Source organism: Streptomyces sp. NBC_01268, assembly GCF_036240795.1.
Taxonomy (GTDB): Bacteria; Actinomycetota; Actinomycetes; order Streptomycetales; family Streptomycetaceae; genus Streptomyces.
In genome coordinates, this window is the sequence record NZ_CP108454.1 from 5,775,764 (window position 1) to 5,802,100 (window position 26,337).

22 protein-coding genes are annotated in these 26,337 nt (G+C 72.9%); 11 read left to right on the forward strand and 11 right to left on the reverse strand.

Annotated elements, in window-relative coordinates; all coding sequences use genetic code 11:
* Positions 1-7 precede the first annotated feature (7 nt).
* Both OG309_RS26220 and OG309_RS26225 read right to left on the reverse strand, forming a co-directional pair.
* Positions 8-1,003 carry a glycoside hydrolase family 6 protein gene (locus OG309_RS26220; protein WP_329424303.1) on the reverse strand — a complete coding sequence of 332 codons (996 nt, stop codon included), beginning with the start codon at positions 1,001-1,003 and terminating at the stop codon, positions 8-10.
* Positions 1,004-1,182: 179 nt separating this feature from the next.
* Positions 1,183-2,181, reverse strand: a complete 999-nt coding sequence (locus OG309_RS26225; protein WP_329424305.1) for an ArsR/SmtB family transcription factor — start codon at positions 2,179-2,181, stop codon at positions 1,183-1,185.
* A gap of 83 nt (positions 2,182-2,264) precedes the next feature.
* Here OG309_RS26225 and OG309_RS26230 point away from each other — a divergent pair, with 83 nt between their 5' ends.
* The 4 genes from OG309_RS26230 to OG309_RS26245 all read left to right on the forward strand — a co-directional run bounded on the left by OG309_RS26230 (position 2,265) and on the right by OG309_RS26245 (position 6,227).
* Positions 2,265-3,548 carry an MFS transporter gene (locus OG309_RS26230; protein WP_329424307.1) on the forward strand — a complete coding sequence of 428 codons (1,284 nt, stop codon included), beginning with the start codon at positions 2,265-2,267 and terminating at the stop codon, positions 3,546-3,548.
* Between the two features lie 9 nt (positions 3,549-3,557).
* Positions 3,558-4,067 carry a MarR family winged helix-turn-helix transcriptional regulator gene (locus OG309_RS26235; RefSeq protein ID WP_329424309.1) on the forward strand — a complete coding sequence of 170 codons (510 nt, stop codon included), beginning with the start codon at positions 3,558-3,560 and terminating at the stop codon, positions 4,065-4,067.
* 55 nt (positions 4,068-4,122) lie between these two features.
* On the forward strand, positions 4,123-4,455 hold the full coding sequence (locus OG309_RS26240; protein ID WP_329424311.1) for a DUF3817 domain-containing protein: 333 nt from the start codon (positions 4,123-4,125) through the stop codon (positions 4,453-4,455).
* Positions 4,456-4,526: 71 nt separating this feature from the next.
* On the forward strand, positions 4,527-6,227 hold the full coding sequence (locus OG309_RS26245; protein WP_329424313.1) for an acyl-CoA mutase large subunit family protein: 1,701 nt from the start codon (positions 4,527-4,529) through the stop codon (positions 6,225-6,227).
* Between the two features lie 87 nt (positions 6,228-6,314).
* Here the strand turns inward: OG309_RS26245 and OG309_RS26250 are convergent, their stop codons facing one another.
* Positions 6,315-6,941, reverse strand: a complete 627-nt coding sequence (locus OG309_RS26250; RefSeq protein WP_329424315.1) for a TetR/AcrR family transcriptional regulator — start codon at positions 6,939-6,941, stop codon at positions 6,315-6,317.
* Between the two features lie 263 nt (positions 6,942-7,204).
* Between OG309_RS26250 and OG309_RS26255 the strand changes: the two genes are divergently transcribed.
* From OG309_RS26255 to OG309_RS26270, 4 genes are all read left to right on the forward strand, one after another.
* The gene (locus tag OG309_RS26255; protein WP_329424317.1) at positions 7,205-8,176 is read left to right on the forward strand and encodes a tetratricopeptide repeat protein; all 972 of its coding nucleotides are present in this window, start codon (positions 7,205-7,207) and stop codon (positions 8,174-8,176) included.
* 571 nt (positions 8,177-8,747) lie between these two features.
* On the forward strand, positions 8,748-9,401 hold the full coding sequence (locus OG309_RS26260) for a DUF6230 family protein (protein WP_329424319.1): 654 nt from the start codon (positions 8,748-8,750) through the stop codon (positions 9,399-9,401).
* Positions 9,402-9,525: 124 nt separating this feature from the next.
* The gene (locus OG309_RS26265; protein ID WP_329424320.1) at positions 9,526-10,101 is read left to right on the forward strand and encodes a DUF6114 domain-containing protein; all 576 of its coding nucleotides are present in this window, start codon (positions 9,526-9,528) and stop codon (positions 10,099-10,101) included.
* Positions 10,091-11,392 carry a hypothetical protein gene (locus OG309_RS26270; protein ID WP_329424322.1) on the forward strand — a complete coding sequence of 434 codons (1,302 nt, stop codon included), beginning with the start codon at positions 10,091-10,093 and terminating at the stop codon, positions 11,390-11,392. Before OG309_RS26265 ends, OG309_RS26270 begins: the two co-directional genes overlap by 11 nt.
* Positions 11,393-11,493: 101 nt before the next feature.
* Here OG309_RS26270 and pyk read toward each other — a convergent pair whose 3' ends face one another.
* From pyk to pta, 3 genes are all read right to left on the reverse strand, one after another.
* The gene (gene pyk / locus OG309_RS26275; protein ID WP_329424323.1) at positions 11,494-12,924 is read right to left on the reverse strand and encodes a pyruvate kinase; all 1,431 of its coding nucleotides are present in this window, start codon (positions 12,922-12,924) and stop codon (positions 11,494-11,496) included.
* Between the two features lie 74 nt (positions 12,925-12,998).
* Positions 12,999-14,234 carry an acetate kinase gene (locus OG309_RS26280; protein ID WP_329424325.1) on the reverse strand — a complete coding sequence of 412 codons (1,236 nt, stop codon included), beginning with the start codon at positions 14,232-14,234 and terminating at the stop codon, positions 12,999-13,001.
* On the reverse strand, positions 14,231-16,324 hold the full coding sequence (pta, locus tag OG309_RS26285; protein ID WP_329424327.1) for a phosphate acetyltransferase: 2,094 nt from the start codon (positions 16,322-16,324) through the stop codon (positions 14,231-14,233). Before pta ends, OG309_RS26280 begins: the two co-directional genes overlap by 4 nt.
* 316 nt (positions 16,325-16,640) lie before the next feature.
* On the opposite strand from pta, the gene OG309_RS26290 reads away from it, so the two are divergent.
* A complete protein-coding gene (locus tag OG309_RS26290) occupies positions 16,641-17,666 on the forward strand; it encodes an ATP-dependent 6-phosphofructokinase (protein WP_329424329.1) in 1,026 nt (341 codons plus the stop codon).
* Between the two features lie 199 nt (positions 17,667-17,865).
* Complete coding sequence (locus tag OG309_RS26295; RefSeq protein ID WP_329424331.1) at positions 17,866-19,074, forward strand: XRE family transcriptional regulator; 1,209 nt, start codon at positions 17,866-17,868, stop codon at positions 19,072-19,074.
* A gap of 116 nt (positions 19,075-19,190) precedes the next feature.
* Here OG309_RS26295 and OG309_RS26300 read toward each other — a convergent pair whose 3' ends face one another.
* From OG309_RS26300 to OG309_RS26315, 4 genes are all read right to left on the reverse strand, one after another.
* Entirely contained in the window at positions 19,191-19,970 is a 780-nt protein-coding gene (locus tag OG309_RS26300; protein WP_329424333.1) for a tyrosine-protein phosphatase, read from the reverse strand.
* 21 nt (positions 19,971-19,991) lie between these two features.
* The gene (locus OG309_RS26305; RefSeq protein WP_329428545.1) at positions 19,992-20,600 is read right to left on the reverse strand and encodes a helix-turn-helix domain-containing protein; all 609 of its coding nucleotides are present in this window, start codon (positions 20,598-20,600) and stop codon (positions 19,992-19,994) included.
* 261 nt (positions 20,601-20,861) lie between these two features.
* On the reverse strand, positions 20,862-21,590 hold the full coding sequence (locus OG309_RS26310) for a response regulator (RefSeq protein WP_329424335.1): 729 nt from the start codon (positions 21,588-21,590) through the stop codon (positions 20,862-20,864).
* Positions 21,587-23,203 carry a sensor histidine kinase gene (locus OG309_RS26315; protein ID WP_329424336.1) on the reverse strand — a complete coding sequence of 539 codons (1,617 nt, stop codon included), beginning with the start codon at positions 23,201-23,203 and terminating at the stop codon, positions 21,587-21,589. The genes OG309_RS26310 and OG309_RS26315 overlap by 4 nt, the downstream gene beginning before the upstream one ends.
* A 182-nt stretch (positions 23,204-23,385) precedes the next feature.
* Between OG309_RS26315 and OG309_RS26320 the strand changes: the two genes are divergently transcribed.
* Positions 23,386-24,741, forward strand: a complete 1,356-nt coding sequence (locus tag OG309_RS26320) for a cation:dicarboxylate symporter family transporter (RefSeq protein WP_329424338.1) — start codon at positions 23,386-23,388, stop codon at positions 24,739-24,741.
* Positions 24,742-24,869: 128 nt separating this feature from the next.
* Here the strand turns inward: OG309_RS26320 and OG309_RS26325 are convergent, their stop codons facing one another.
* Positions 24,870-26,330, reverse strand: coding sequence for a glycoside hydrolase family 16 protein (locus tag OG309_RS26325; RefSeq protein ID WP_329424339.1), 1,461 nt, complete (start codon positions 26,328-26,330; stop codon positions 24,870-24,872).
* Between the last annotated feature and the right edge of the window lie 7 nt (positions 26,331-26,337).

Here is a 26,337-nt window from a genome sequence, read left to right on the forward strand (position 1 = left end):
GGAGCGCTCAGGCCTTCGCGCGGCGGGCGAGCCCCAGCGCGTAGTCGGGCCACCAGGTACCGGCGGCCGGGCCGCCCCGGCAGGGGCCGTCCGAGTCGCCGGGCCGCTTGATCCACAGATAGGCGTCGACCAGCTCGTCCCCGGTCCGGTCGGTCGGCGGCACGCCGAGCGAGCGGCCCGGCGGATTGCACCAGCCCTCCGGCCGGTCGCCCGGCAGTGGACCGTCGCCGTTGCGGCTGGTGTCCACGGTGAAGTGGGTGCCGCCGAGCAGCCGGGAGAGCCCGGCGCCGAAGCCCCGGACCACGTCGTTGGTCTGGAAGTTGGAGACGTTCAGCGCGAAACCGTCGGCGCGGGCGATGCCCGCCCGCCGCAAGGGCTCCACCAGCTTGTCGGGCCGCTCGATCCAGGCCGGGTTGCCCGCGTCCAGATAGACCCGGGTGCGCGGCTGCCGCTTGAACCGCTCCACCGCCTCCGACAGCAGCCGCAGCCGCTCCTCGTGGTACTCCGCCGGGGTGCAGCCGTCCACGACGTGGGGCACCGCGTCCGGCTCCAGGACCACCACCGCGGGGGCGTCGCCGATGGCACCCGCGAAGGCCTCCACCCAGCGCCGGTACGCCGCGGCGTCGTGCGCCCCGCCCGCCGAGTACATGCCGCAGTCGCGATGCGGGATGTTGTACGCCACGAACAGCACGGTCCGCAGATCCGGCGCCGCGCCCCGCACCGCCTTCGCCACGTCCGGTACGGGGTCGTCGCCGGCCGGCCAGTCGGCGACCGGCCGCTCCGCGATGCGCCTGAGCAGCCGCGCGTCCTCCGACCGCCCCTGCGCCTCGTACTGCCGCACCTGCCGGGCCGCGTCGCTGTCCGGGTCCACCCAGAAGCGCGAGCCGCCCGTGGGGGGCGCCGCCCCGCCGCGCGAGACGGGCGCGTCGTCGCGGCCGCAGCCGGCGAGCACCAGCGCGCCGACGAGGGCGAGCGCGGCGGCGGTGACGGAGCGACGGGACATCCGGCCCCCAGGGTCGGGATACGGGAGGTACGTGAGCGTGCGTAGGGCCTGAGCGTGCGTCGGGCCTGAACGTGCGTCTGGCCCGAGCGTGCGGTGGACCCGAGCGGGGCTCCTGCGCGGGCGGCCTTCGAGCGAGCCCGCTCGAAGGGGGACAGACCGGGGTCATCCTGACATGTCGGTCAGTCGGCGTCCGGCTGCGACACCGCCAGCGCGATCCCCAGCGGCGTCCGCTCGTACAGCACCTGGTGCCCGTACCGCCGCGAGCTCAGCAGCCCCGCCGCCCGCAGCACCGCCAGGTGCGCCGACACCGACGAGGGCGCCAGTCCCAGCCGGTGCGCCAGCGCCGTCGTCCCGGCCGGCTCCTCCAGCGCGCACAGCACGTCCGCCCGCGCCCGTCCGAGCAGCCGCGCCAGCGCCTGCGGCGTCCGGTCCCGGGCCTCCGTCCACAGCGCGCCGATGCCCCGCGCCGGATACGCCACCGTCGGCTGCCACGGCGGGTCGAAGCCGCTCACCACGTCCGGCCAGGTGAACACCGAGGGCAGCAGCACCAGACCCTGACCGTCCAGCGCCCGCACGTGCTCACCGTGGTAGTCCACCGTCAGCGTCGAACTCTCCTCAGCCCAGGAGAACGCCGGGTGCAGCTCGCTCAGCAGCCGCTCCAGCCCCCCCTCGGCGAGCCGCCGCGAGTGGTACGCGACGTCGGCTTCGAGCAGCGCCCGCAGCCGCGGCCACTCCGGCTCGATCAACGCCTCCCAGGCCCGCTCCAGGAGCTCGGCGAGCCGCTCCAGCGCCCCGGCGGGATCCGCGAGCATCCGCCGCCCCTCGGCCGTGGCCGCCGCACCCGGGGTCTCCGCGAGCGCGCGCCGCACGTCGTCCAGGACCAGTGCCGGATCCGTCTCCCGTACGGCCGCGATCTCCCGCTCGAACGTCGCCGTCGGTCCGATCGGCGGCGGATAGAGGAAGTCCGGACTGTGCCCCCGCAACGGCATCAGCAGCTGCAACGGCCCCAGGTCCACCCCGGCCGCCGCGTCCGCGATCCGCCGCAGCCACGGCAGGTGGTACCCCTGCTGGCGCGGCCGGGCCAGCACCCGCACCGCGCAGTGCGTCTCCCACAGCGGCGAGATCGCGAACCGGATGCGCAAGGGATCGGCCTCGCCGAAACGCAGGTGGTACGGCATGGGCGCGCCTCCGGCCCGGGACGGAAGATTCGGCTGGACCCGAAAGTCTAGGGCCCCGGCCCGAAGGACCGCACGCTCCTGCCATGTCCACGAACGACACCCGGGAGCCCGCGGCGGCCCCCGCGCCCACCCCCGCCGCCTCGCCCGCCGCCCCCGCCTCGCCCGGATACTCCGCCGTCTTCGCCGTACGCGAGTTCCGCTTCGTCTTCGTCGCCCACCTCTTCTCCCTGCTGGGCGTCGTCGTCAGCGAGCTCGCCCTCACCGTGCTCGTCTACGACCTCACCCGCTCCCCGCTCCTCTCCTCCCTCACCTTCGCCCTCGGCTTCCTGCCCTACCTGCTCGGCGGCACCTTCCTCGCCGGCCTCGCCGACCGCCACCCGCCCCGCCGCGTGCTCGTCGTCTGCGACCTCGTCTGCGCCGGCTGCGTCGCGCTCATGGTCCTGCCGACCACCCCCGTCGCCGCCCTGCTCGCCCTGCGCTGCGCCGTCGCCGCCGTCGCCCCCGTCTTCAACGGCACCCGCATCGCCACCCTCGCCGACATCCTCGGCGAGGGCGAGCTCTTCGTCCTCGGGCGCTCGCTGCTCCGGATCGTCTCCCAGAGCGCCCTGCTCACCGGGTTCGGCGTCGGCGGAGTCCTGCTCACCGTGCTCACCCCGCGCGGCGCCATCGCGGTCACCGCCGCCACCTTCCTCGCCTCCGCCGTCCTGCTGCGCCTCGGCACCGCCCGCCGCCCGGCCCGGGCGCCCGAGCGCCGCGAGGGGATCGGGGCCACCTGGGGCATCCTGCGGAACCGGCGGATCCGGGCGCTCATGCTGCTGTTCTGGGTCCCGCCGGTCTTCTTCGTCGTCCCGGAGGCGCTCGCCGCCCCCTACGCCGACGAGATCGGCGTCTCCACCGCCGCCCTCGGCCTCCTCATGTGCGCGGTCCCCGCCGGCACGATCCTCGGGGAGCTCCTCGCCGGCTCCGCCCTCAGCGCCGCCACCCGCTCGCGGATCGTCCACCCGCTGCTCCTCACCGGCTTCCTCCCCTTCCTCGTCTACGCCCTGCGTCCCGGCCTCGCCCTCGCGGCCGCCGCGCTCTTCCTGGCCGGGGCGGCGGGCGCGTACAGCCTCGGTCTGGACGCCTGGTTCGTCGCCGCGGTGCCCGAGGAGCAGCGCGGCCGGGCGATGACCCTCATGACCGCCGGGATGATGACGGTGCAGGGCCTCGGCATGGCCGGCGCCGGGCTCGCCGCCGAGTTCGCGCCGGTGCACACGGTCGTCGCGGGGACCGGTGTCCTCGGCACGCTCTGCGTGCTCGGGCTCGTCCTGGAGGTGCGGGCGACCGAAAGGCGAGACGCGGCTGACCGTCATATGACCAGTGGGTAAGGTCGACGCGTGCCGAAGCCGCTCAGTCTCCCGTTCGACCCCATCGCCCGCGCCGACGAACTCTGGCAGCGGCGCTGGGGTCCGGTCCCCTCGATGGCCGCGATCACCTCGATCATGCGCGCCCACCAGATCCTGCTGGCCGAGGTGGACGCGGTCGTCAAGCCGTACGGGCTGACCTTCGCGCGCTACGAGGCGCTCGTCCTGCTCACCTTCTCCAAGGCCGGCGAGCTGCCGATGTCCAAGATCGGTGAGCGGCTCATGGTGCACCCCACCTCCGTCACCAACACGGTGGACCGCCTGGTGCGCTCCGGCCTCGTCGCCAAGCGCCCCAACCCGAACGACGGCCGCGGCACCCTCGCCACCATCACCGACAAGGGCCGCGAGGTCGTCGAGGCCGCCACCCGGGACCTGATGGGCATGGACTTCGGGCTCGGGGTGTACGACTCCGAGGAGTGCGCGGAGATCTTCGCGATGCTGCGCCCGCTGCGGGTCTCGGCGCACGACTTCGACGAGGGCTGACCGGACCCCCGACCCGCGCGAAGATCGCCCGGAACGTGCCGTTACGCTCGACGGCATGAAATCCAGCGTGCTGACCCGCTACCGCGTCATGGCCTACGTGACCGCGGTCATGCTGCTCGTGCTCTGCACGTGCATGATCTTCAAGTACGGGTTCGACATGGGCGAGGACGTGACCTTCGCGGTCTCCCAGGCCCACGGCGTCCTCTACATCATCTACCTGGTCTTCGCCTTCGACCTGGGCTCGAAGGCCAAGTGGCCGTTCGGCCGGCTCCTGTGGGTGCTGCTGTCCGGGACGATCCCCTTCGCCGCCTTCTTCGTCGAGCGCAAGGTCGTCCGCGACACGCTTCCGCTGGTCAGCGGCGCGCAGCCGGTTCCGGCCAAGGCCTGACCCCCACCTCCGCACGTATGTGCGGAGGTTTCCCATCGACATTTACTAGGACGTCCTAGTAAATTCGAAGCATGGACGCTGACGCGATCGAGGAAGGCCGCCGTCGCTGGCAGGCCCGTTACGACAAGGCCCGCAAGCGCGACGCCGACTTCACCACGCTCTCCGGCGACCCCGTGGAGCCGGTCTACGGCCCGCGCCCCGGGGACACCTACGAGGGGTTCGAGCGCATCGGCTGGCCCGGTGAGTACCCCTTCACCCGGGGGCTGCACCCGACCGGCTACCGCGGCCGGACCTGGACCATCCGCCAGTTCGCCGGCTTCGGCAACGCCGAGCAGACCAACGAGCGCTACAAGATGATCCTGGCCGCCGGCGGCGGCGGGCTCTCGGTCGCCTTCGACATGCCGACCCTGATGGGCCGCGACTCCGACGACCCGCGCGCGCTGGGCGAGGTCGGGCACTGCGGCGTGGCCATCGACTCCGCCGCCGACATGGAGGTCCTCTTCAAGGACATCCCGCTCGGCGACGTCACCACCTCCATGACGATCTCGGGCCCCGCCGTCCCGGTCTTCTGCATGTACCTGGTCGCCGCCGAGCGCCAGGGCGTCGACCCGGCCGTCCTCAACGGCACGCTGCAGACGGACATCTTCAAGGAGTACATCGCGCAGAAGGAGTGGCTCTTCCAGCCCGAGCCGCACCTGCGCCTCATCGGCGACCTCATGGAGCACTGCGCGGCCGGCATCCCCGCGTACAAGCCGCTCTCGGTCTCCGGCTACCACATCCGCGAGGCCGGGGCGACGGCCGCGCAGGAGCTCGCGTACACGCTCGCCGACGGCTTCGGCTACGTCGAGCTCGGCCTCTCCCGCGGCCTCGACGTCGACGTCTTCGCGCCCGGCCTGTCCTTCTTCTTCGACGCGCACCTCGACTTCTTCGAGGAGATCGCCAAGTTCCGCGCCGCCCGCCGGATCTGGGCCCGCTGGATGAAGGAGGTCTACGGCGCCAAGACCGACAAGGCGCAGTGGCTCCGCTTCCACACCCAGACCGCCGGTGTCTCGCTCACCGCGCAGCAGCCGTACAACAACGTCGTGCGCACCGCGGTCGAGGCCCTGTCGGCGGTGCTCGGTGGCACCAACTCGCTGCACACCAACGCCCTCGACGAGACCCTCGCGCTGCCCAGCGAGCAGGCCGCCGAGATCGCCCTGCGCACCCAGCAGGTGCTCATGGTGGAGACCGGCGTGGCCAACGTGGCCGACCCGCTGGGCGGCTCCTGGTACGTCGAGCAGCTCACCGACCGGATCGAGGCCGACGCCGAGAAGATCTTCGACCAGATCAAGGAGCGCGGTCTGCGCGCCCACCCGGACGGCAAGCACCCGATCGGCCCGATCACCTCCGGCATCCTGCGCGGCATCGAGGACGGCTGGTTCACCGGCGAGATCGCCGAGTCCGCCTTCCGCTACCAGCAGTCCCTGGAGAAGGACGAGAAGCGGGTCGTCGGCGTCAACGTGCACCACGGCTCCGTCACCGGCGACCTGGAGATCCTGCGGGTCAGCCACGAGGTCGAGTGGGAGCAGGTCCGGGTGCTCGGCGAGCGCAAGGGCCGCCGCGACGACGCGAAGGTCACCGCCTGCCTGGACGCCATGCTGGCCGCGGCCCGGGACGGCTCCAACATGATCGGCCCGATGCTGGACGCCGTGCGGGCCGAGGCCACGCTCGGCGAGATCTGCAACGTGCTGCGCGAGGAGTGGGGCGTCTACACGGAGCCCGCGGGCTTCTGACCTCCCGAGCTCCGCACCGAGCCGCCGTACGCCCCTCCGGGAGTGTGCGGCGGCTCCGTCGTACCGGAGGACCACCGCTCCCGGCGGCTACCGCTCCGCCGCCGCCGCGAGGCCGCCGAGGAGCAGGGCCGTGAGGCGCTGCACCCAGGCCTCGTCCACCGGCTCCGCGCTGACCAGCGCCCGGTGCACCACCGCGCCCGCGACCACGTCGAAGATGAGGTCGTCGATCGCCTCGACGGTCAGCGGGTCGCGCTCCTCGGGGAGTTCGCCCCGCTGCTGGGCGCGCTGGCGGCCCTCCAGGACGAGGCGCTTCTGGCGGTCCACGATCGAGGCGCGGATGCGCTCGCGCAGCGGCTCGTCGCGGGTGGACTCCGCGACCACGGCCATCAGGGCGGTCTTGGTCTCGGGGCGTTCGAGGAGCGCCGCGAACTGGAGCACCACGTCGGCGATGTCGGCCTGGAGGGAACCCCGGTCGGGCAGTTCGAGTTCGTCGAAGAGGACGGCGACGGCGTCCACGACGAGTTCGTTCTTGTTGGCCCAGCGCCGGTACAGGGTCGTCTTGGCGACCCCGGCCCTGGTCGCCACGTCACCCATCGTCAGCTTGGACCAGCCCAGCTCCACCAGGGCCGCCCGGGTCGCCTCCAGGATGGCCGTGTCGGCCTCGGCGGAACGGGGGCGTCCGGATCGAGCGCGGGAGCGGGTACGGCTGCACATGGAGGTCGACCATACCCGCCGGTAGGTATTGCGCCAGGGGGCGGTGATGTGAGGCAGTTCACGACCCGGGCCTCCCCACGGCCGCGGGTGGAGGATTACGCTACGACCCGTAGCGAAAGGCTTTCAGGGGCCGGCTCGCGACAACCACTCGCGCCTGGTGGGGACCCGGCGCAGACGAACAGCGATCCGTGCCGTCCCTCCGCGGACGGCACGGATCAGCCATGGCTTACCGGTTACGCGCGCGGAAGGGGGAGGATGTAGGCATGCAGCCCCGAAACATGTCCATGAGCGGCGTCGTCGACCTCGCCGCGGTGAAGGCGGCCGGTGAGGCCAAGGCGAAGGCGGAGCAGGCCCGCGCCGAGTCCGCACGGCAGGGCGGGACGCCCGCCGTCGCCCCTTCGGCCCTGGTGATCGACGTCGACGAGGCGGGCTTCGAGCGCGATGTGCTCCAGCGCTCCGCCGAGGTCCCGGTCGTCATCGACTTCTGGGCCGAGTGGTGCGAGCCCTGCAAGCAGCTCGGCCCCCTTCTGGAGCGCCTCGCCGTCGAGTACAACGGACGCTTCCTGCTCGCCAAGGTCGACGTCGACGCCAACCAGATGCTGATGCAGCAGTTCGGCATCCAGGGAATTCCGGCCGTTTTCGCGGTGGTCGCCGGTCAGGCGCTGCCGCTCTTCCAGGGCGCGGCCCCCGAGGCCCAGATCCGCGAGACCCTCGACCAGCTGGTCCTGGTCGCCGAGGAGCGCTTCGGTCTGACGGGCATCCAGGTGGACCCGTCCGCCGGGGACGTGGACGCCGAGACCGCCGTCGCCCCGGTCGGTCCCTACGACGCCCTGCTCGAAGCGGCCATGTCCGCGCTGGACGCCGGTGACATGGCCGGCGCCGTCCAGGCGTACAAGAACGTGCTCGCGGACGACCCGGAGCATCCGGAGGCCCGACTCGGCCTCGCCCAGGCCGAACTGCTCGCCCGCGTGCAGGCGATGGACCCGCAGGCGGTGCGCAAGGCCGCGGCCGAGGGCCCGGCCGACGTCGCCGCGCAGATCGCCGCCGCCGACCTCGATCTGGTGGGCGGTCATGTCGAGGACGCCTTCGGCCGCCTGGTCGACGCGGTGCGCCGCACGGCGGGCGAGGACCGGACCGCGGCGCGGCTGCGGCTCCTGGAGCTGTTCGAGGTGATCGGCGGCGACGACCCGCGCGTGACGGCCGCCCGGCAGGCGCTGGCGAGGGCGCTGTACTGAGCCGGTCGCCCCGTCCGTACGGGGACGATTTGGCGACACAGTGACATTCGGCGGCCGCGCTTTACCAAAACTTGGTAATCGCGGCCGCTGTTACTTGCAGTAAATCGAACCCGGAATTCTGTCCGGGTTTCCCCTTCCTCCTCATCCTTTGTCCCGTCACGCGGCGGCACCGTGTGTGGCGGTCCGGCGCCAGCCTGTCGTGTCGTGGTTATCAGGCCGTTACTAGCCAGTAACGAACCCCCTTGTGCGGGGGCCCGTAATGGACCACGATCGGCGACGCTCGGTCCGATACCGCACCAGCGGCAGAGGGTCCCCACCGAGCGGGCCGGCGGCGGTGCCGCCGGTCGTGGACAGGGGGGTTCCTGCTCTGACCGGCAGGGCCTGTCCAAAATCCGGCCGCGCGCACGGCGTGGCCAGTGGTTGTCGCTCGGGGGTGATCGCCGGTGATTCGGACGCGCGTCGTGCCGCCTGAGCCCTCGGCGCTCCCCTTCCCGAGGACGTAGCACTTCTCCCATCCCAGGACGGGCCCGGGGCCCATCCGGAGATGTACGTCCGAGAAGGAGGAATTCTCATGAAGTCCCAGGTTCGTGGCGGGACCAGATGGAAGCGGTTCGCCGTCGTCATGGTGCCGAGCGTGGCCGCGACGGCCGCGATCGGTGTCGGCCTGGCCCAGGGCGCGCTCGCCGCGTCCTTCAGCATCTCCGGCCAGGAGTTCAAGGTGAAGGCCGACACGCTCGTCGGCAAGGACTTCGTCCAGTACGGCAGCGTCGACGCCGGTAAGGACCTCGAGGGCAAGGACTTCGCGGCTCCGGTCGCCGTGTCCGGCTTCTCCGAGGCCTGGATCTCCAACATGTGCCAGTCCGTCGTGACGCCGAACGTCCCGTTCGTCGGCGACGTGACGCTGGTGCTGAAGGCCGGCACCGACGACAAGAAGCCGGTCTACGCGAAGGACATCTACCTGGATGTCTCGGAGCTGAAGGCCGACGCCGAGTTCGGCAACATCGACATCGGTGTCGCCGCGGGCAAGCTGGCCAAGGCGGACGGCAAGCCGGGCATCCAGCCGGGCACCAAGGCCAACCCGTACGGCTTCGGCCAGCGTGCCGAGGACGCGAAGCTCAGCGACGTCCACCAGAAGGCGTGGGCCACCACGGCCGCGACCTTCAAGCTGCCGAACCTCGACCTCTCCCTGAAGCGGGGCAAGGGCGCCGGGGTCGAGTGCTACTGATGCCGACGTCCCCCCGGGACTGACGCGTCCGGGTGCGGGGCCGTCCCCGACGGCCCCCACCCGCTTCGGCGGGCGCACCCCTTCTTCACCTTTCAGCAACACCGCTTCCAGGGAGCTGTTTTCCATGAGCGCCGAGTCCACTGCTTCCAGCGGAGTCCCCCACGACAACGGGTTCAAGGTCTGGCGGCAGACCCGGCCCTTCTGGGCGGGCCTTCTCACCATGATCGGCGGCGTACCGATCGCCTACCTCCCGTACGGGGACATGCGGCTCGGCAACGTCACGCTCGCGATGAAGACGACGGCCGGCGCCGGCGCGCTGATCATCGGCGTCCTGCTCATCACGCTCGGTCTGACGATGTGGTTCCAGCCTCTCGTCCGGGTCTTCGCAGGTGTCGCGGCGATCGTGCTCGCGCTGGTCTCCATCCCTGTGTCGAACTTCGGCGGGCTCGTCATCGGCTTCCTCTTCGCCCTCGTCGGCGGCGGAATGTCGGTGGCCTGGGCCCCGGCACCCCCGGCCAAGGAACCCGCGCCGGGCGTCGAGCAGCACGAGATCCCGGGCCAGCCCGGGACGGCCGCACCGGTCGAGTACGCGCACATGCACGACGGCACGACGCAGCCCGTGATCCCGCAGCAGGGTCCCGAGGCGCCGGCGGCCGAGACGACGATCGAAGCCAACGGCGGGAGGAACAGTGCGGGGTGACGAGACACAGTCGGCGGCGCAGACGTCGAGAGGACCGCGCCACGCGGCCCCGCGCAAGTCACTGCTGAACAAGATCCACGTCCCCGCGGGCAAGGCGATGGCCCTCGCGGCCATGCCCACCGCGGTGCTGGTCGGCATGGGGCTCACGCCCCGGCTGGCCCTGGCCGACGACAAGGACATCCCCTTCGCGCCCGGCCCGTGCGTGACCCGCTCGGACGAGCCGACGGCCGACGCGAGCACCAAGCCGGACGAGACCAAGAGCCCCGACCCCACGGCGAGCGCGAGCGCCACCGAGACGGCGAAGCCCGACCCGACCGGGTCCGCGACCACCGCCCCGGAGCCGACCGCCACCGGCGGCACCACCGCCACCACGGCCCCCAAGACGGACGTCACGCAGGCCCCCGCGCCCAAGTCGACGCCCGCCGCACCCGCGCCCACCAAGTCGGTCAACCCGCTCGACCCGCTGGGCCTCGGCGACGCGCTCAAGGACCTGTTCGACGGCCCGGACAAGACCACCGCGCCGGCCCCCGCCCCGACCACGACGGCTCCGGCCGCACCCAAGCCGACGGCGTCCGCTCCGGACACCCCGAAGCAGACGGAGCCGCCGAAGACCGGCACGACCGGCACGTCCGGCACCACGGCGGGCACGACCGGCACGACCGCCGACAAGGCGACCGAGAAGACCAAGGCCGCCATCAAGTCCGCCGCCGACAAGGCCGGTGCGAAGACCGAGGAGCTGCCGGAGTCCGCCCAGGGCCTCGACGCCAAGAAGGACGAGGACATACCCGAGGGCGCGAAGCCGCGCTTCCCGTGTCCCGAGCCGGACCCCCAGGCGCTCGCCGACGCGCAGCTGGAGCCGGGCATCCCGCTGCTCCCGGACGACCCGTGGCTCCTGGAGACCTCGATGCTCACCCTGCGGGGCCTGGACTACAAGGGCATCGTCGAGGTCAAGACGGGCAGCGGGAAGATCAAGAAGGTCCTCAAGTTCACCGCGGACGAGATCGACATCAAGGACCTGCACCAGCTGACGGTGCACTCCGACGGTCTGACCGGCCACGTCCGCTCGGACCGGGGGTCGACCTCCACGATCCGCAACGGCACGGTGACCATGTACACGGAGCAGCTGAAGGGCAACCTCTTCGGCCTCATCCCGGTCACCTTCAGCCCGGAGACCCCGCCCCCGCTCAACGTCCCCTTCGCCTTCTTCTCCCAGGCCAAGGTGACGCAGGCGGGCCAGTTCGGCGGCACCCTCAAGGTCCCGGGCCTGCACAACACGATCGAGCCCAGCTGACCGCGCCGTGACCGGCCCGGTCACGACGGAGCCCCCGTCCCCTCCGCGGAGGGGACGGGGGCTCCGTCGTGCCGTCGGCCGTGCGGTGCCGCCGGCCCGCGTCAGTCGCGGTCGCCGCCACCGAGGTGGTGCACCCGGACCATGTTGGTGCTGCCGGGGACGCCGGGGGGCGAACCGGCCGTGATGATCATCGTGTCGCCGGCGTTGAAGCGCTGCAGCTTCAGCAGCTCCGCGTCGACCAGCTCGACCATGGCGTCGGTCGTCTCCACGAACGGGGCCAGGAAGGGCTCCACGCCCCAGCTCAGGGTGAGCTGGTTGCGGGTCGACTCCTCGGTCGTGAAGGCGAGGATCGGCTGGGCCGCGCGGTAGCGGGAGAGGCGGCGGGCGGTGTCGCCGGACTGGGTGAAGGCGATCAGCGCCTTGCCGCCCAGGAAGTCGGCGATCTCGCAGGCCGCGCGGGCGACGGAGCCGCCCTGCGTGCGCGGCTTCTTGCCCGGGACCAGGGGCTGCAGGCCCTTGGAGAGCAGCTCCTCCTCGGCCGCGGCGACGATCTTCGACATCGTCTTCACGGTCTCGATCGGGTACGCGCCGACCGAGGACTCGGCCGACAGCATGACCGCGTCCGCGCCGTCCAGGATCGCGTTGGCGACGTCGCTCGCCTCGGCGCGGGTCGGACGGGAGTTGGTGATCATCGACTCCATCATCTGGGTGGCGACGATGACCGGCTTCGCGTTGCGGCGGCACATCTCCACGAGGCGCTTCTGCACCATCGGGACCCGCTCCAGCGGGTACTCCACCGCGAGGTCGCCGCGCGCGACCATGACCGCGTCGAAGGCGTCGACCACGGCGGCCATGTTCTCGACGGCCTGCGGCTTCTCCACCTTGGCGATGACGGGGACCCGGCGGCCCTCCTCGTCCATCACCTTGTGGACGTCCTTGACGTCGTTGGCGTCGCGGACGAAGGACAGCGCGACCATGTCGCAGCCCATGCGCAGCGCGAAGCGGAGGTCCTCGACGTCCTTCTCGGACAGGGCCGGGACGTTGACCGCCGCACCGGGCAGGTTGATGCCCTTGTGGTCGGAGATGACACCGCCCTCGATGACGACGGTCTTGACCCGCGGGCCCTCGACCTCGACGACCCGCAGCTCGACGTTGCCGTCGTTGATGAGGACCTGGTCGCCCTTGGACACGTCGCCGGGCAGGCCCTTGTACGTGGTGCCGCAGATGGACTTGTCGCCCGGGACGTCCTCGGTGGTGATGGTGAACTCGTCACCGCGCACCAGCTCGACGGGGCCCTCGGCGAAGGTCTCCAGACGGATCTTGGGGCCCTGGAGGTCGGCGAGCACGCCGACGGCGCGGCCGGTGTCCGCCACCGCCCTGCGGAGACGGTCGTACCGCTCCTGGTGCTCTGCCTGGGTCCCGTGGCTCATGTTGAATCGGGCCACGTTCATGCCGGCCTCGATGAGAGCCTTCAGCTGCTCATAGGAGTCGACGGCGGGGCCCAGCGTGCAGACGATTTTGGAACGGCGCATGGAGCGGATCCTATCGGTTTGTTTCACTGCGGAATATTCCGTCTGGTGGAAAGTACAAATGGGCGGGGGCCCGCTCAGGCGTTCACTCCCTCAGGCGACAGTTCGCGCACGAGTGCGTAGCTCTGCCGGGCGATCTCCAGCTCCTCGTCGGTGGGCACCACGGCGACCGCCACCCGCGCGTACACCGGCGAGATGATCCGGGGCTCGTCGGAACGTACGGCGTTCAGCTCGGCGTCCACCGCCAGGCCCAGCTCCTCCAGGCCCGCGATCGCAGCCTCCCGCACCGGGGCCGCGTTCTCGCCGACCCCCGCCGTGAACACGACCGCGTCCACCCGGCCGAGCACCGCGTAGTACGCCCCGATGTACTTCTTCAGCCGGTGCACGTAGATCTCGAAGGCGAGCGCCGCCCGCTCGTCGCCCTCGTCGATGCGGCGCCGGATCTCGCGCATGTCGTTGTCGCCGCAGAGCCCCACCAGCCCGGACCTCTTGTTCAGCAGGGCGTCGATCTCCTCCATCGACATGCCCGCGTTGCGCGCGAGGTGGAAGGTGACCGCCGGGTCGACGTCGCCCGAGCGGGTGCCCATGACCAGGCCCTCCAGCGGGGTCAGCCCCATGGAGGTGTCCACGCACCGGCCGCCGGCCACCGCCGAGGCGGAGGCCCCGTTGCCCAGGTGCAGCACGATCACGTTCACCTCCTCGGGCGTCTTGCCGAGCAGCTTCGCCGTCTCCCGCGAGACGTAGGCGTGTGAGGTGCCGTGGAAGCCGTAGCGGCGGATCCGGTGCGCGTCCGCGGTCTCCACGTCGATCGCGTACCGCGCCGCGGCCTCCGGCATCGTCGTGTGGAACGCCGTGTCGAAGACCGCCACCTGGGGCAGGTCCGGGCGCAGTGCCTGCGCCGTGCGGATGCCCGTGACGTTCGCCGGGTTGTGCAGCGGGGCCACCGGCACCAGCCGCTCGATCTCGGCCAGCACCTCGTCGTCGACGACGGTCGGCGCGGTGAAGCGCAGCCCGCCGTGCACCACCCGGTGGCCGATCGCGGCCAGCTCGGGCGAGTCCAGGCCGAGCCCGTCCGCCGCCAGCTCCTCGGCCACCGCCTTCAGCGCCGCCGCGTGGTCGCCGATCGGGCCGTTCTGCTCGCGCTTCGCGCCGCCGCCGCCCTGCAGCGGGGTGTGGACGAGGCGCGAGGTCGCCTCGCCGATCCGCTCGACCAGGCCGACCGCGAGCCGGCTGCCGTCCGCCATGTCGAGCAGCTGGTACTTCAGCGACGAGGAGCCGGAGTTGAGGACGAGGACGCGGGTGGGGGTTGTCATGCGGGGAGCTCCTGACCCTGGGCGGGGTTCTGGGACTGGATCGCCGTGATGGCGACGGTGTTGACGATGTCGCTGACGAGCGCGCCGCGCGACAGGTCGTTCACGGGCTTGCGTAGACCCTGCAGCACCGGACCGACGGCGACCGCGCCGGCCGAACGCTGCACGGCCTTGTAGGTGTTGTTGCCGGTGTTGAGGTCCGGGAAGATCAGCACGCTCGCCTGGCCGGCCACCTCGGAGCCGGGCAGCTTGGTCGCCGCCACGGAGGGCTCGACGGCCGCGTCGTACTGGATCGGGCCCTCGATCCGCAGCTCCGGCCGGCTCTCCCGGACCAGCTTGGTCGCCTCGCGCACCTTGTCGACGTCGGCGCCGGAGCCGGAGGTGCCGGTGGAGTACGAGAGCATCGCGATCCGCGGCTCGACGCCGAAGCGGGCGGCGGTGGCCGCGGACTGGACGGCGATGTCGGCCAGCTGCTCGGCGTTCGGGTCCGGGTTGACCGCGCAGTCGCCGTAGACGAGGACCTTGTCGGCCAGGCACATGAAGAAGACCGAGGAGACGATCGAGGCGTCCGGCTTGGTCTTGATGATCTCGAAGGCGGGCCGGATGGTGGCGGCGGTGGAGTGCACCGAGCCGGAGACCATGCCGTCGGCGAGACCCTCCTGGACCATCAGGGTGCCGAAGTAGTTCACGTCCGACACCACGTCGTACGCGAGCTCCACGGTGACGCCCTTGTGGGCGCGCAGCGCCGCGTACTTCTCGGCGAAGGTGTCGCGCAGCTCCGAGGTCTGCGGGTCGATCAGCTGGGTGTCGCCCAGGTCCACGCTCAGGTCGGCGGCCTTCTTGCGGATCGTCTCCACGTCGCCGAGCAGGGTGAGGTCGCAGACGTCGCGGCGCAGCAGCACGTCGGCGGCGCGCAGCACCCGCTCCTCGGTGCCCTCGGGCAGCACCACCCGGCGCCGGTCGGCCCGGGCCTGCTCCAGCAGCTCGTGCTCGAACATCATCGGGGTGACCCGGCCGCTGCGGGCGACCGAGATCCGGCGCAGCAGGTCGGCGGTGTCGACGTGCCGCTCGAACAGGCCGAGGGCGGTCTCCGCCTTGCGGGGCGTGGCCGCGTTCAACTTGCCTTCGAGGGCGAAGAGTTCGGCGGCGGTGGGGAAGCTGTTGCCCGGCACGGAGATGACCGGGGTGCCGGGCGCGAGGCGGGCCGCCAGGGTGAGGATCTCGGCGCTGGGCCGCTCGTTGAGGGTGAGCAGCACGCCCGCGATCGGCGGGGTGCCCGCGGAGTGCGCGGCGAGCGCGCCGACCACCAGGTCGGCGCGGTCTCCGGGGGTGACGACCAGGCAGCCGGGGGTCAGCGCGTTGAGGAAGTTCGGCAGCATGGCGCCGCCGAAGACGAAGTCGAGGGCGTCGCGGGCCAGTCCGGCGTCGTCGCCGAGGACGACGGTGGCGCCGAGCGCGTGGGTGATCTGGGCGACGGTCGGCGCGGCCAGGGCCGGCTCGTCGGGCAGCACGTAGCAGGGCACCGGCAGGCGCGCGGACAGCCGCTCGGCGATGGCGGCCCGGTCGTCGCCCGCCACCCGGTTGACGACCATCGCGAGGACGTCGCAGCCGAGCCCGTCGTAGGCGCGGAAGGCGTTGCGGGCCTCGGCCCGTACGGATTCGGCCGTCTGGCCCTTGCCGCCGACCACCGGTATCACCGAGGCGCCGAACTCGTTGGCGAGCCGGGCGTTGAGGGCGAGCTCGTCGGGGAGCTGGGTGCCGGCGAAGTCGGTGCCGAGGACGAGGACGACCTCGTAGTCGCGGGCGACGGCGTGGAAGCGGTCGACGAGCCGGGAGACCAGTTCGTCGGTGCCGCGCTCGGCCTGGAGGTCACCGGCCTCGTGGTAGTCCATGCCGTAGACGGTCGCCGCGTCCTGGCTGAGCCGGTAGCGACTGCGCAGCAGATCGAACAGACGGTCGGGTCCGTCGTGCACGAGCGGGCGGAACACCCCCACCCGGTCCACCTGGCGGGTGAGGAGCTCCATGACTCCCAGCTCGACGACCTGGCGGCCGTCCCCGCGGTCGATCCCGGTCACGTACACGCTGCGCGTCACGCCGTCGTCTCCTGATGTCGGTCGAGGTCCGGTGGGGGCCACCGAGGGTCCATCGAGTGTCGGATGCCGAGCCTCGATCGGATGTCAATCGAGTGTGTTCAAAAAACACCGATAGGGTGGCATTGCCCTCTTGACAATACCCCCGCGGGTGGATAGGACGCCCGCCGGACGGAGGGCCCTAAAGGGTGGGACCAAAGGCCCCGGAAGGCCCATGGGCGCCGGGCGCGCGGAGTAGCAGCGAGCGCGGCGGCACACCCGGCCGTGTGAGAATCGACGAGGCTCACACGTACCACTACCGAGCAGGAGACACAGCACGATGCGCATCGGAGTTCTCACCGCAGGCGGCGACTGTCCCGGCCTGAACGCAGTGATCCGGTCGGTCGTGCACCGGGCGCTGACCGGCCACGACGACGAAGTCATCGGCTTCGAGGACGGGTTCAAGGGTCTTCTGGACGGCCACTACCGCCCCCTCGATCTCAATGCGGTCAGCGGCATCCTCGCGCGTGGCGGTACCATCCTCGGCTCCGCGCGGCTCGAACGCAACCGGCTGCGCGAAGCCGCCGAGTCCGCCCCCGACTTGGCCCGCACGTACGGCATCGACGTCCTCATCCCGATCGGCGGCGAAGGCACCCTGACCGCCGCCCGGATGCTCTCCGACGCCGGCATGCCCGTCGTCGGCGTCCCGAAGACGATCGACAACGACATCTCCTCCACCGACCGCACCTTCGGCTTCGACACCGCCGTCGGCGTGGCCACCGAGGCCATGGACCGCCTCAAGACCACCGCCGAGTCGCACCAGCGCGTGATGGTCGTCGAGGTCATGGGCCGGCACGCCGGCTGGATCGCCCTGGAGTCCGGCATGGCCGGCGGCGCCCACGGCATCTGTCTGCCCGAACGCCCCTTCCAGGTGGCCGACTTGGTCAAGATGGTCGAGGAGCGCTTCGCCCGCGGCAAGAAGTTCGCCGTCATCTGCGTCGCCGAGGGCGCGCACCCCGCCGAGGGGTCGATGGACTACCAGAAGGGCGAGATCGACCAGTACGGTCACGAGCGCTTCCAGGGCATCGGCAACCGCCTCGCCGTCGAGCTGGAGCGGCGCCTCGGCAAGGAGGCCCGCCCTGTCATCCTCGGCCACGTCCAGCGCGGCGGCACCCCGACCGCGTACGACCGGGTGCTCGCCACCCGCTTCGGCTGGCACGCGGTGGAGGCCGCCCACCGGGGCCAGTTCGGCCGGATGACCGCGCTGCGCGGCACGGACATCGAGATGGTCCCGCTCGCCGAGGCCGTCACCCGGCTGAAGACCGTCCCCGAGGACCGCATGCGCGAGGCCGAGTCCGTCTTCTGACGGGCCCACCCGGCCCCCCGAGGGCAGGGCCCCCGGACCCCGCGCACGGGACCAAAGTCCCGACTTGTCCCGGACGCACCCCCGGCCCCGATCATCCCCCCGTGGACGATCGGGGCCGAATCCATGCTTGAGCCCCGTGCCGCGATCAACAAGGCTTGGGGCTGTCCCGGACATGTCCCAACGAGGGGAGCGGCGCGCCATGACGACGGGGGAGAGGGCTCCCGACCCTCGGGAGGCACGGAACCCGGCCGAGTTCATCGCGCGGCTGCAGGCCCTGAAGGACCGGTCCGGCCTCACCTACCGCGAACTGTCGGCCCGCGCGGAGGCCGGCGGCGACGTCCTGCCCCGCTCGACCGTCGCCAACATGCTGGCCCGCACCACCGTCCCCCGCGAGGAACTCCTCGCCGCCTTCGTCCGCGCCTGCGGGGTCCCGCCGGAGCGGGCGCAGGAGTGGGAGACGGTCCGCGCGGAGCTCGCGGTGCGGGGGAGGCACGGGGGCGGGCCGGACGGTCCCGCCGGGCCCGGCGGACCCGGGGACGGCGCTCCCGACGGGGCGGACGCTTTCCGGACGGCCGCGCCCGAGGCCGGGCCGGACGAGCTCCGGACCGGGACCTCCGACGGGCCGGACGGGCCCCCGGCCGACACCGACGGGCCTCCGGCGGGCGGCCTCGGCGGACCCGCGGCGGGTGTCCTCGACGGACTCTCGGCGGGTGCCCCCGACGGGCCCCCGGCCGGCGGCCCCGACGGGCCGCACCCGCTCCCCGCCGGGGCCCCCGCCTGGCCCGCCGCCGAGGAGGAGCCCGAGGAGCCGGATCCCGAACCGCCGTCCCGGTGGCGCCGGGCCCTCGTCGGTGCCGTCGCCGTGGCGGGGCTCGTCCTCGCCACCGTCAGCGTCGTCGCCTTCGTACGGGACGACCCCCGGCCCGGCCGCGCGCACCGCCCGGTGCTCACCGCGCCCGCCGAGGGCGCCGTGCACATCCGGGTGATCGGCTCGGACCTCTGCCTCAACGAGCGGCGGGGCAGCCGCGACGGCCAGATCTACCAGCGTGCCTGCGCGGGCGCGGACGTCCCGCGGTACGAGCTGAAGCGGCTCGGCGGGGACCGGTGGCGGATCGTCTCGGTCCACCCGGACTTCCCCGTCGGCTGCTCCGGCATCCCGTCCGGCGGCCGGATACCCTACGCCGCGCTCGAGGACTCCGAGTGCGGCGACCCCACCCGCGTCGAACGCTTCACCCTGGAGCCGCACGGCACCCCGGTCACCGGCTACCGCATCGTCCCGGCCGACTCCGCGACCCCCGGCAGCTGCGTCACCGTCGTCGGCGACCGCATGGCCGAGTGGTCCCGGCTGACCCAGGCGCCCTGCACGGCGGACGCCCGGGGCCAGCTCTTCAGCTTCGACCGGCACTAGGGCGCGCGCCCGGCCCTTCCCGCCGGGTCCGGCCCGCCCGCCCGCGCCGGACGGCCCGGCCTGATCCGGCGCGGATGTCGGACACGCCCTCGGTCGTGCCCTTCGGGCGGACGGCGCTACTGCCCGGACACCACCCGGTCGCCGGCCACGGGAGCCGCCGGCTCGACCAGCCGGGCGCGCAGCGCCGTCACCACGGCCGGGTCGAGACCGACGTGCCCGGTGACGTACGCGTCCACCGAGCCGTACTCCACGCGCAGGTCCGCCAGGACCAGCCGCATGACCTCCTCGGGCGCCCGCCCGTACCCCGGCCAGCGCAGCTCGCGGCCCGGATGCGCGGCCTTCCAGTCGGCGATCAGCCGTTCGGTGGCCAGCTCGGTCAGGGCGAAGTCCGCCAGGATCTGCTCGTCGGAGACGTCGAGCAGCGCCAGGACGAGGGCCGCGAGCAGCCCCGTACGGTCCTTTCCGGACGCGCAGTGGAAGACCAGCGGCCCCTCCGCCCCGGCGACGAGCTCCAGGGCCTCGCGCAGTTCGGCCGCGCCGTCGGCGGCGACCTCGGCGAAGCGGTCGGCGAGGTAGCGCCAGGGGTCGAGCGCGGGGTCGATCTCGGCCTGGTCGTACGGCCGGTGCTCGATGCTCAGGTTGTGCCAGGCCTGCGGTTCGCCCTCGGGGTGGCGGCCCTTGGCCGCGATCTCCCACGGGTAGCGCAGGTCGATCACGGTGGCCACGGACAGCTCGCGGAAGCGCTCCAGGTCGGCCTCGCCGTCGGGTCCCGCCAGCTTGGCGAGGGAATCGGAGCGGTAGAGGGTCTCCCACCGTACGGTCCCGCCGTCGGCGGTCCGATAGCCGCCCAGGTCACGGAAGTTGTGCAGCCGGTCGAAAGATATGTGTCGTCTCACGCGGTCAATCTACGGGGGGTGCTACCGCTCCACGAGGCCCCAGAAGTGCTCCATGATCTCGTCGAGGTACGCCCGCCCCGCGTCGCCCGTCGCGGCCGACGCGCCCCAGCTGCTGGTGGCCGCCATCCTGGCGTGGTAGTCGGTGTGCAGCCGCTGCAGCGCGTCCTCGACGGCCCGCTTGGGCAGCGGCAGCAGCTTCACCACCGGTTTCACGTAGGCCTGCCAGCGGGTGGTCGCCGCGTCCCGCAGCAGCCCCGACAGCTTCTCGTCGCCGCCGGTCGCGGTGAGCAGCGCGCGCGGGCCCAGGCCGAGGGTCCCGGCGAGGGCGGCGGTCTGGCGTTCGTTGCCGCGCCAGTGCCCCGACTCCTCCATCCGCAGATACGCGGCGGGCTCGAGCCCCACCCGGCGGGCCAGGTCCTCGGGGGCCAGGCCCCGCGCCATCCGGTGCTCGCGCAGGGTGGTGGCGGAGGCGAGGAGCTCGGCGGGGGCGCACCACAGGACACCCGCGAGGGCGGTCAGCTCCTGCGCGCTGGGGGTGGCCCGGCCGCGCTCCCAGGCGGCGACGGTGTCGGGGGCGACGAGGAGGCCGTACTGGGCCCGCAGGCCGTAGGCGACGTGGCCGGGCGTCATGCCGAGCCCCTCGCGCAGGCGGCGGGCGGCGAGGGCGTCGAAGGGCGGGGAGGGTTGGTGCACGATGACACGGTAGGAGCGGAGGGTGAGTCGTGGCTACGGTGTGTTCGCCCAACCCTGACGATCGTAGGAACGTGGGAACCGATCGGTAATCAGCCAGTCACCCACCGATATCCGGCCACCGATGACCGGTGATCGGTCAGCGGAGACGGCGACCGGCGCCCGGCCGGCGGAGGCCGCCGCCGGGGAGCGTGTGGCGGGTCACCAGGCCCGCCCGCTCCCACCCGGACCGCCTGCCCCGCCCGCCGCGCTGAGCCACCGGTACTGCAGCTCCGGCCGCCCGATCTGGCCGTACTGCGGGGCCCGGGCCGCCCGGCCCTCGGTCACCAGGTGTTCCAGGTAGCGGCGGGCGGTGATGCGGGAGATGCCCACGGCCGCGCCCGCCTCCGCCGCCGTCAGCCCCTCCGCCGCGCCCCGCAGGCTCCGCGTCACCGCCTCCAGGGTCGGTGCGCTCAGCCCCTTCGGCAGCGAGGCGGGCTGTGGGGTGCGCAGGGTCGCGAGCGCCCGGTCCACCTCGTCCTGGCCCGAGGCCTCGCCGGCCGACGCCCGGAACTCGGCGTAGCGGGCCAGCCGGTCGCGCAGGGTGGCGAAGGTGAACGGCTTGAGGACGTACTGGACGACCCCGAGCGACACGCCCTCGCGGACGATCGCGAGGTCGCGCGCCGAGGTCACGGCGATCACGTCCGCCGCGTGCCCGGCCGCGCGCAGCGCCCGCAGCAGCTGCAGCCCGTGCCCGTCCGGCAGGTAGAGGTCGAGCAGGATGAGGTCCACCGGCACCCGGTCGAGGAGCCGCACGGCCGCGGCCCGCGAGTGGGCCACGCCGACCACGGTGAAGCCCGCCACCCGCCCCGCGTACAGCGCGTGCGCGTCCGCGGCGACCGGGTCGTCCTCGACGACCAGCACTCTGATGCCCGTAGCGGCGGTGCTCATGCGCCCACCTCCACGGCGCCGGTCCGCACGGCGGCTCGCAACGGCATGCGGGCGGTGAACTCCGCGCCGCCCAGCGGGGATTCGGACAGCGTCAGGGAGCCGGACGCGCGCGTGACGGCCTGGTGCACCAGCGCGAGGCCGAGCCCCCGGCCCGGGCCGCGGGTGGACCAGCCGCGGTCCAGGACGGCCGCGCGGTCCGCCGGGCGCACCCCGGGCCCCGAGTCGCCGACCTGGAGCAGCAGTTCGCCGTCCTCGGCGAGCGCCGTCACCGTCACCCGGGCGGACGGGGTCCCGCCCGCCGCCTCGACCGCGTTGTCGACGAGGTTGCCGAGGATCGTCACCAGGTCGCGGGAGGGCAGCGACTCCGGCAGCACCCCGTCGTCGATCCGGCTCGCCTCGGTCAGGACCAGCTCCACGCCCCGCTCGTTGGCCTGCGCCGCCTTGCCGAGCAGCAGCGCCGCGAGGACGGGTTCGCCGACCGCGCTCACCACCCGGTCGGTCAGCGCCTGGGCCAGCTCCAGCTCGGCCGTGGCGAAGCCGACCGCCTCCTCGACCCGGCCGAGCTCGATCAGCGAGACCACGGTGTGCAGCCGGTTCGCGGCCTCGTGGGCCTGTGAGCGCAGCGCCTCCGTGAACCCGCGCTCCGAGTCCAACTCGCCTGACAGTGCCTGTAGTTCGGTGCGGTCCCGCAGGGTGACCACGGTGCCCCTGCGCTCCCCGCCCACGACCGGGCGGGTGTTGACGACGAGCACCCGCTCGTCCGTCAGGTGCAGCTCGTCCACCCGCGGCTCCGAGGAGAGCAGCGCCCCGGTGAGCGGCGCCGGGAGCCCGAGCTCGGCGGCCGAGCGGCCGACGGCGTCCGGTCCGAGCCCGAGCAGCTCCCGCGCCCCGTCGTTGATCAGCGCGATCCGCCGCTGCCCGTCCAGCATCACCAGGCCCTCGCGCACGGCGTGCAGCGCGGCCTCGTGGTAGTCGTGCAGCCGGCTCAGCTGGGTCGCGTTCAGGCCCTTGGTGTGCCGCCGGAGCCGGGCGTTGATCACGTACGTGCCGGCGCCGCCGAGGGCCAGGGCCGCGCCGGCCATCCCGAGCAGCGCGGTGACCTGCTCGCGGACCTGCTCGCTGATCTTCTCGATGGTGATGCCGGCGCTGACCAGGGCCACCACCCGGCCGTGGTCGAAGACCGGGGCGACCGTGCGCACCGAGGGGCCGAGCACGCCCATGTGCGTCTCGGAGAAGGTCTCCCCGTGCACGGCCCGGTCGATGTGCCCGAGGTACGTGCGCCCGATCTGCTCCGGTTCCGGGTGGGTCCAGCGGGTGCCGTCCGGCGCCATGATCACCACGAAGGTGACGCCCGCGTGCCGCCGCAACGACTCCGCGTACGGCTGGAGCAGCGCGCTCGGATCCGCCGAGCGGGCCGCCGCCACCACCGAGGGGGAGTCGGCCACGGCCGAGGCGGTCGCCTGCGACTGGCGGCGCGCGGTCTCCTCGGCCTGGCCGCGGTCCGTCACGTACGCGAAGACGGCGCAGCCCGCGACGACGGCGGCCACCAGCACGACCTGCATCGCGAAGAGCTGGCCGGCCAGGCTGCGCGGCCGGGGGAGGGGGAGACGCATGCGGCAAGTGTGCCTGGCCGATTCGCGACCCCGAACCGCCGGTCCGAATCGTGCCGCGACCGAGACGTGCCGCCTTCCGGTCGTGAACGAAACGCACGCAAGCGTGACCCCGGTCACAGGGCTGATGGATAGTCGCGGGGTCCACCGGGACGTGGACGATCCCTGCGTACGAGGAGGAGCCCGTGGCCGCACGACGGGACCGCACCCACTATCTGTATCTGGCCGTCATCGGCGCCGTCCTGCTCGGCATCGGCGTGGGCTTCCTGGCGCCCGGCGTCGCCGTCGAGCTGAAGCCGCTCGGCACGGGCTTCGTCAGCCTGATCAAGATGATGATCTCGCCGATCATCTTCTGCACGATCGTGCTCGGCGTCGGTTCGGTCCGCAAGGCCGCCAAGGTCGGCGCCGTCGGCGGGCTCGCCCTCGGCTACTTCCTGGTGATGTCGACCGTGGCCCTCGCCATCGGCCTGCTCGTCGGCAACCTCCTGGAGCCCGGCTCCGGCCTGCACCTCACCAAGGACCTCGCCGAGGCGGGCGCCAAGCAGGCCGCGGGGGCGAGCGAGGGCACCGCCGACTTCCTCCTCGGGATCATCCCCACCACGATGGTCTCCGCCTTCACCGAGGGCGAGGTGCTGCAGACCCTGCTGGTCGCCCTGCTCGCGGGCTTCGCGCTGCAGGCCATGGGCGCGGCCGGCGAGCCGGTGCTGCGCGGCATCGGGCACGTCCAGCGGCTGGTCTTCCGGATCCTCGCCATGATCATGTGGGCCGCCCCGGTCGGCGCCTTCGGCGCCATCGCCGCCGTGGTCGGCGCGACCGGCATGGACGCGCTGAAGTCGCTCGCCGTGATCATGATCGGCTTCTACGTGACCTGCGCGCTCTTCGTCTTCGTGGTGCTCGGGACGCTGCTGCGGCTGGTCGCCGGGGTGAACGTCTTCGCCCTGCTCAAGTACCTCGGCCGCGAGTTCCTGCTGATCCTGTCCACCTCCTCGTCCGAGTCCGCGCTGCCGCGGCTCATCGCGAAGATGGAACACCTGGGCGTCAGCAAGCCGGTGGTCGGCATCACCGTCCCGACCGGCTACTCCTTCAACCTCGACGGCACGGCGATCTACCTGACGATGTCCTCGCTCTTCGTCGCCGAGGCGATGGGCAACCCGCTCTCGGTGGGCGAACAGATCTCCCTCCTCGTCTTCATGATCATCGCCTCGAAGGGCGCGGCGGGCGTCACCGGCGCCGGTCTCGCGACCCTCGCCGGCGGCCTCCAGTCGCACCGCCCCGACCTGGTCGACGGGGTCGGCCTGATCGTCGGCATCGACCGCTTCATGAGCGAGGCCCGCGCCCTCACCAACTTCGCGGGCAACGCCGTCGCCACCGTCCTCGTCGGCACCTGGACCAAGGAGATCGACAAGGCCCGGGTCGCCGAGGTGCTGGCCGGCAAGGCCCCGTTCGACGAGACGACCCTGGTCGACGACGGCCACGGCCCGGCGCCCGTGCCGGACCAGCGGTCCGACGAGGGCGAGGAGCGCGCCCGCGCGGGCGTCTGAGCTCCGGGTCCCGGGCCTTGAGCCGGATCCGGGCACCGGAAGCGGATCGACCCCGGCCGTTCCCCCGGCCGGGGTCGTTCCGTGCGTGCGCAGGGTGGCGGGTCAGCCCTCGGTGCGGGCCGCGGGCCTCATCCGAAGGGGATGCGGACCACCGACCGGTTCCCCGTGCCCAGGGTGCTGGGCCCGTTGCCGATCGCGTTCCACACCTCGACCTTGACCCGCCCGTTCACCAGGTTCCCGAGCGTGCCGGTGGCGGACCGCAGGCCGGCCGCCTCCGTGTAGTGCTCGTCGCCGGGCACCGGGTCGGTGGCGAAGTAGCGGTAAGTCTCCACCCGGTCCCAGCTCCCGTCGCCGGTGCGGTCGTAACTCACCCGCACCTGCTGTCCGTTGGCGACCACGGCGCCCGCGTCCACGAGGAGGTCGAAGCGGGTCGCGCCGCCGTCGTACGTGCGGGTCAGCGGGCCCGAGGTGAAGACCTGCGGGCCGACGGGCGTCCCGTCGTGGTTGGCCCCGCCCGCCGAGGCGAGGGTGACCGTCCCGGCCGACCCCTGCGCGTCCCCGGCACCGCCGTCGCCGCGCAGGTACAGCTCCGAGGAGCCCGAGGGCGGCGGCGTGGTCGGCGGCGGTGTGGTCGGCGGTGTGGTCGTGGTGCCGCCCTTGGTCCACACGGCCACGTAGTCGACCAGCATCGGCCGCCCGGGCACGGTCGCGGCCGTCGGGGTCCGCCCCGCCAGCGCGTCCGGGAACGCCCCGCCGACCGCCAGGTTGAGCAGGACGAAGTAGCCGGCGTGGCTCGTCATGTCGGCCCAGGCGGTGGCGCCGACCCGGGTCTCGTTCACGCTGTGGAAGAGCTGTCCGTCCACGTACCAGCGCAGCTCGCCCGAGGAGGCGGAGCGGTCCCACTCGAAGCGGTACGTGTGGAAGCCGGACTGGCAGGTCGACCCGGGGCAGGCGCGGCTGGCGCCGATGCCCGTGGTCTCGCCGCAGGGGCCGCCCGGGTTCACCCCGCAGTGCAGCACCCCCCACACGGAGTCGAGGCCGTTGACGTTCTCCATGATGTCGAACTCGCCGATGGCGGGCCAGTTCCAGTAGTTGCCGCGGTACGGCGCGCCGAGCGCCCAGAAGGCCGGCCAGTAGCCGAGGGCGGCCTCACCGGTCACGTTCGGCATCTGAACGCGGCCCTCGATGCGCAGGGTGCCGCCGGCCGGGGCCTTGAAGTCGGCCCGCCTGGTCTCGATCCGGCCCGAGGTCCAGTTGCCCGCGCCGTCCTTGAGCGGGGTGATGCGCAGGTTGCCGGTGCCGTCGAGCCGTACGTTGTCGGGGCTCGCCGTGTACTCCTGGATCTCGCCCGTCCCCCAGTTCGCGGGGCCTCCGGGGTAGTTGTGCCCGGTGTCGATCTGCCAGCGGCCCGCGTCGGGCAGCGCGCGGTCGGGGCCGTCGAAGTCGTCGCTCCACTGGAGCGTCCAGCCGGGGGCGGGCGGCACGGCGCCGCTGGCCGTGCCGGCGCCGCCGAGTCCGAGCAGGGCGCCGCCGGCGAGGGCGGCGGCGAGGAGCGAGGCGAGCAGAGGGGTGCGTCTGGCGCGGCTCAAGGGGAGC

Bases quoted from the DNA above. Each gene is read 5' to 3' on its own strand.
- OG309_RS26220 (WP_329424303.1), bottom strand. From the start codon at position 1,003: ATGTCCCGTCGCTCCGTCACCGCCGCCGCGCTCGCCCTCGTCGGCGCG.
- OG309_RS26225 (WP_329424305.1), bottom strand. From the start codon at position 2,181: ATGCCGTACCACCTGCGTTTCGGCGAGGCCGATCCCTTGCGCATCCGG.
- OG309_RS26230 (WP_329424307.1), top strand. From the start codon at position 2,265: ATGTCCACGAACGACACCCGGGAGCCCGCGGCGGCCCCCGCGCCCACC.
- OG309_RS26240 (WP_329424311.1), top strand. From the start codon at position 4,123: ATGAAATCCAGCGTGCTGACCCGCTACCGCGTCATGGCCTACGTGACC.
- OG309_RS26245 (WP_329424313.1), top strand. From the start codon at position 4,527: ATGGACGCTGACGCGATCGAGGAAGGCCGCCGTCGCTGGCAGGCCCGT.
- OG309_RS26250 (WP_329424315.1), bottom strand. From the start codon at position 6,941: ATGTGCAGCCGTACCCGCTCCCGCGCTCGATCCGGACGCCCCCGTTCC.
- OG309_RS26255 (WP_329424317.1), top strand. From the start codon at position 7,205: ATGCAGCCCCGAAACATGTCCATGAGCGGCGTCGTCGACCTCGCCGCG.
- OG309_RS26260 (WP_329424319.1), top strand. From the start codon at position 8,748: ATGAAGTCCCAGGTTCGTGGCGGGACCAGATGGAAGCGGTTCGCCGTC.
- OG309_RS26265 (WP_329424320.1), top strand. From the start codon at position 9,526: ATGAGCGCCGAGTCCACTGCTTCCAGCGGAGTCCCCCACGACAACGGG.
- pyk (WP_329424323.1), bottom strand. From the start codon at position 12,924: ATGCGCCGTTCCAAAATCGTCTGCACGCTGGGCCCCGCCGTCGACTCC.
- OG309_RS26280 (WP_329424325.1), bottom strand. From the start codon at position 14,234: ATGACAACCCCCACCCGCGTCCTCGTCCTCAACTCCGGCTCCTCGTCG.
- OG309_RS26290 (WP_329424329.1), top strand. From the start codon at position 16,641: ATGCGCATCGGAGTTCTCACCGCAGGCGGCGACTGTCCCGGCCTGAAC.
- OG309_RS26295 (WP_329424331.1), top strand. From the start codon at position 17,866: ATGACGACGGGGGAGAGGGCTCCCGACCCTCGGGAGGCACGGAACCCG.
- OG309_RS26305 (WP_329428545.1), bottom strand. From the start codon at position 20,600: ATGACGCCCGGCCACGTCGCCTACGGCCTGCGGGCCCAGTACGGCCTC.
- OG309_RS26310 (WP_329424335.1), bottom strand. From the start codon at position 21,590: ATGAGCACCGCCGCTACGGGCATCAGAGTGCTGGTCGTCGAGGACGAC.
- OG309_RS26315 (WP_329424336.1), bottom strand. From the start codon at position 23,203: ATGCGTCTCCCCCTCCCCCGGCCGCGCAGCCTGGCCGGCCAGCTCTTC.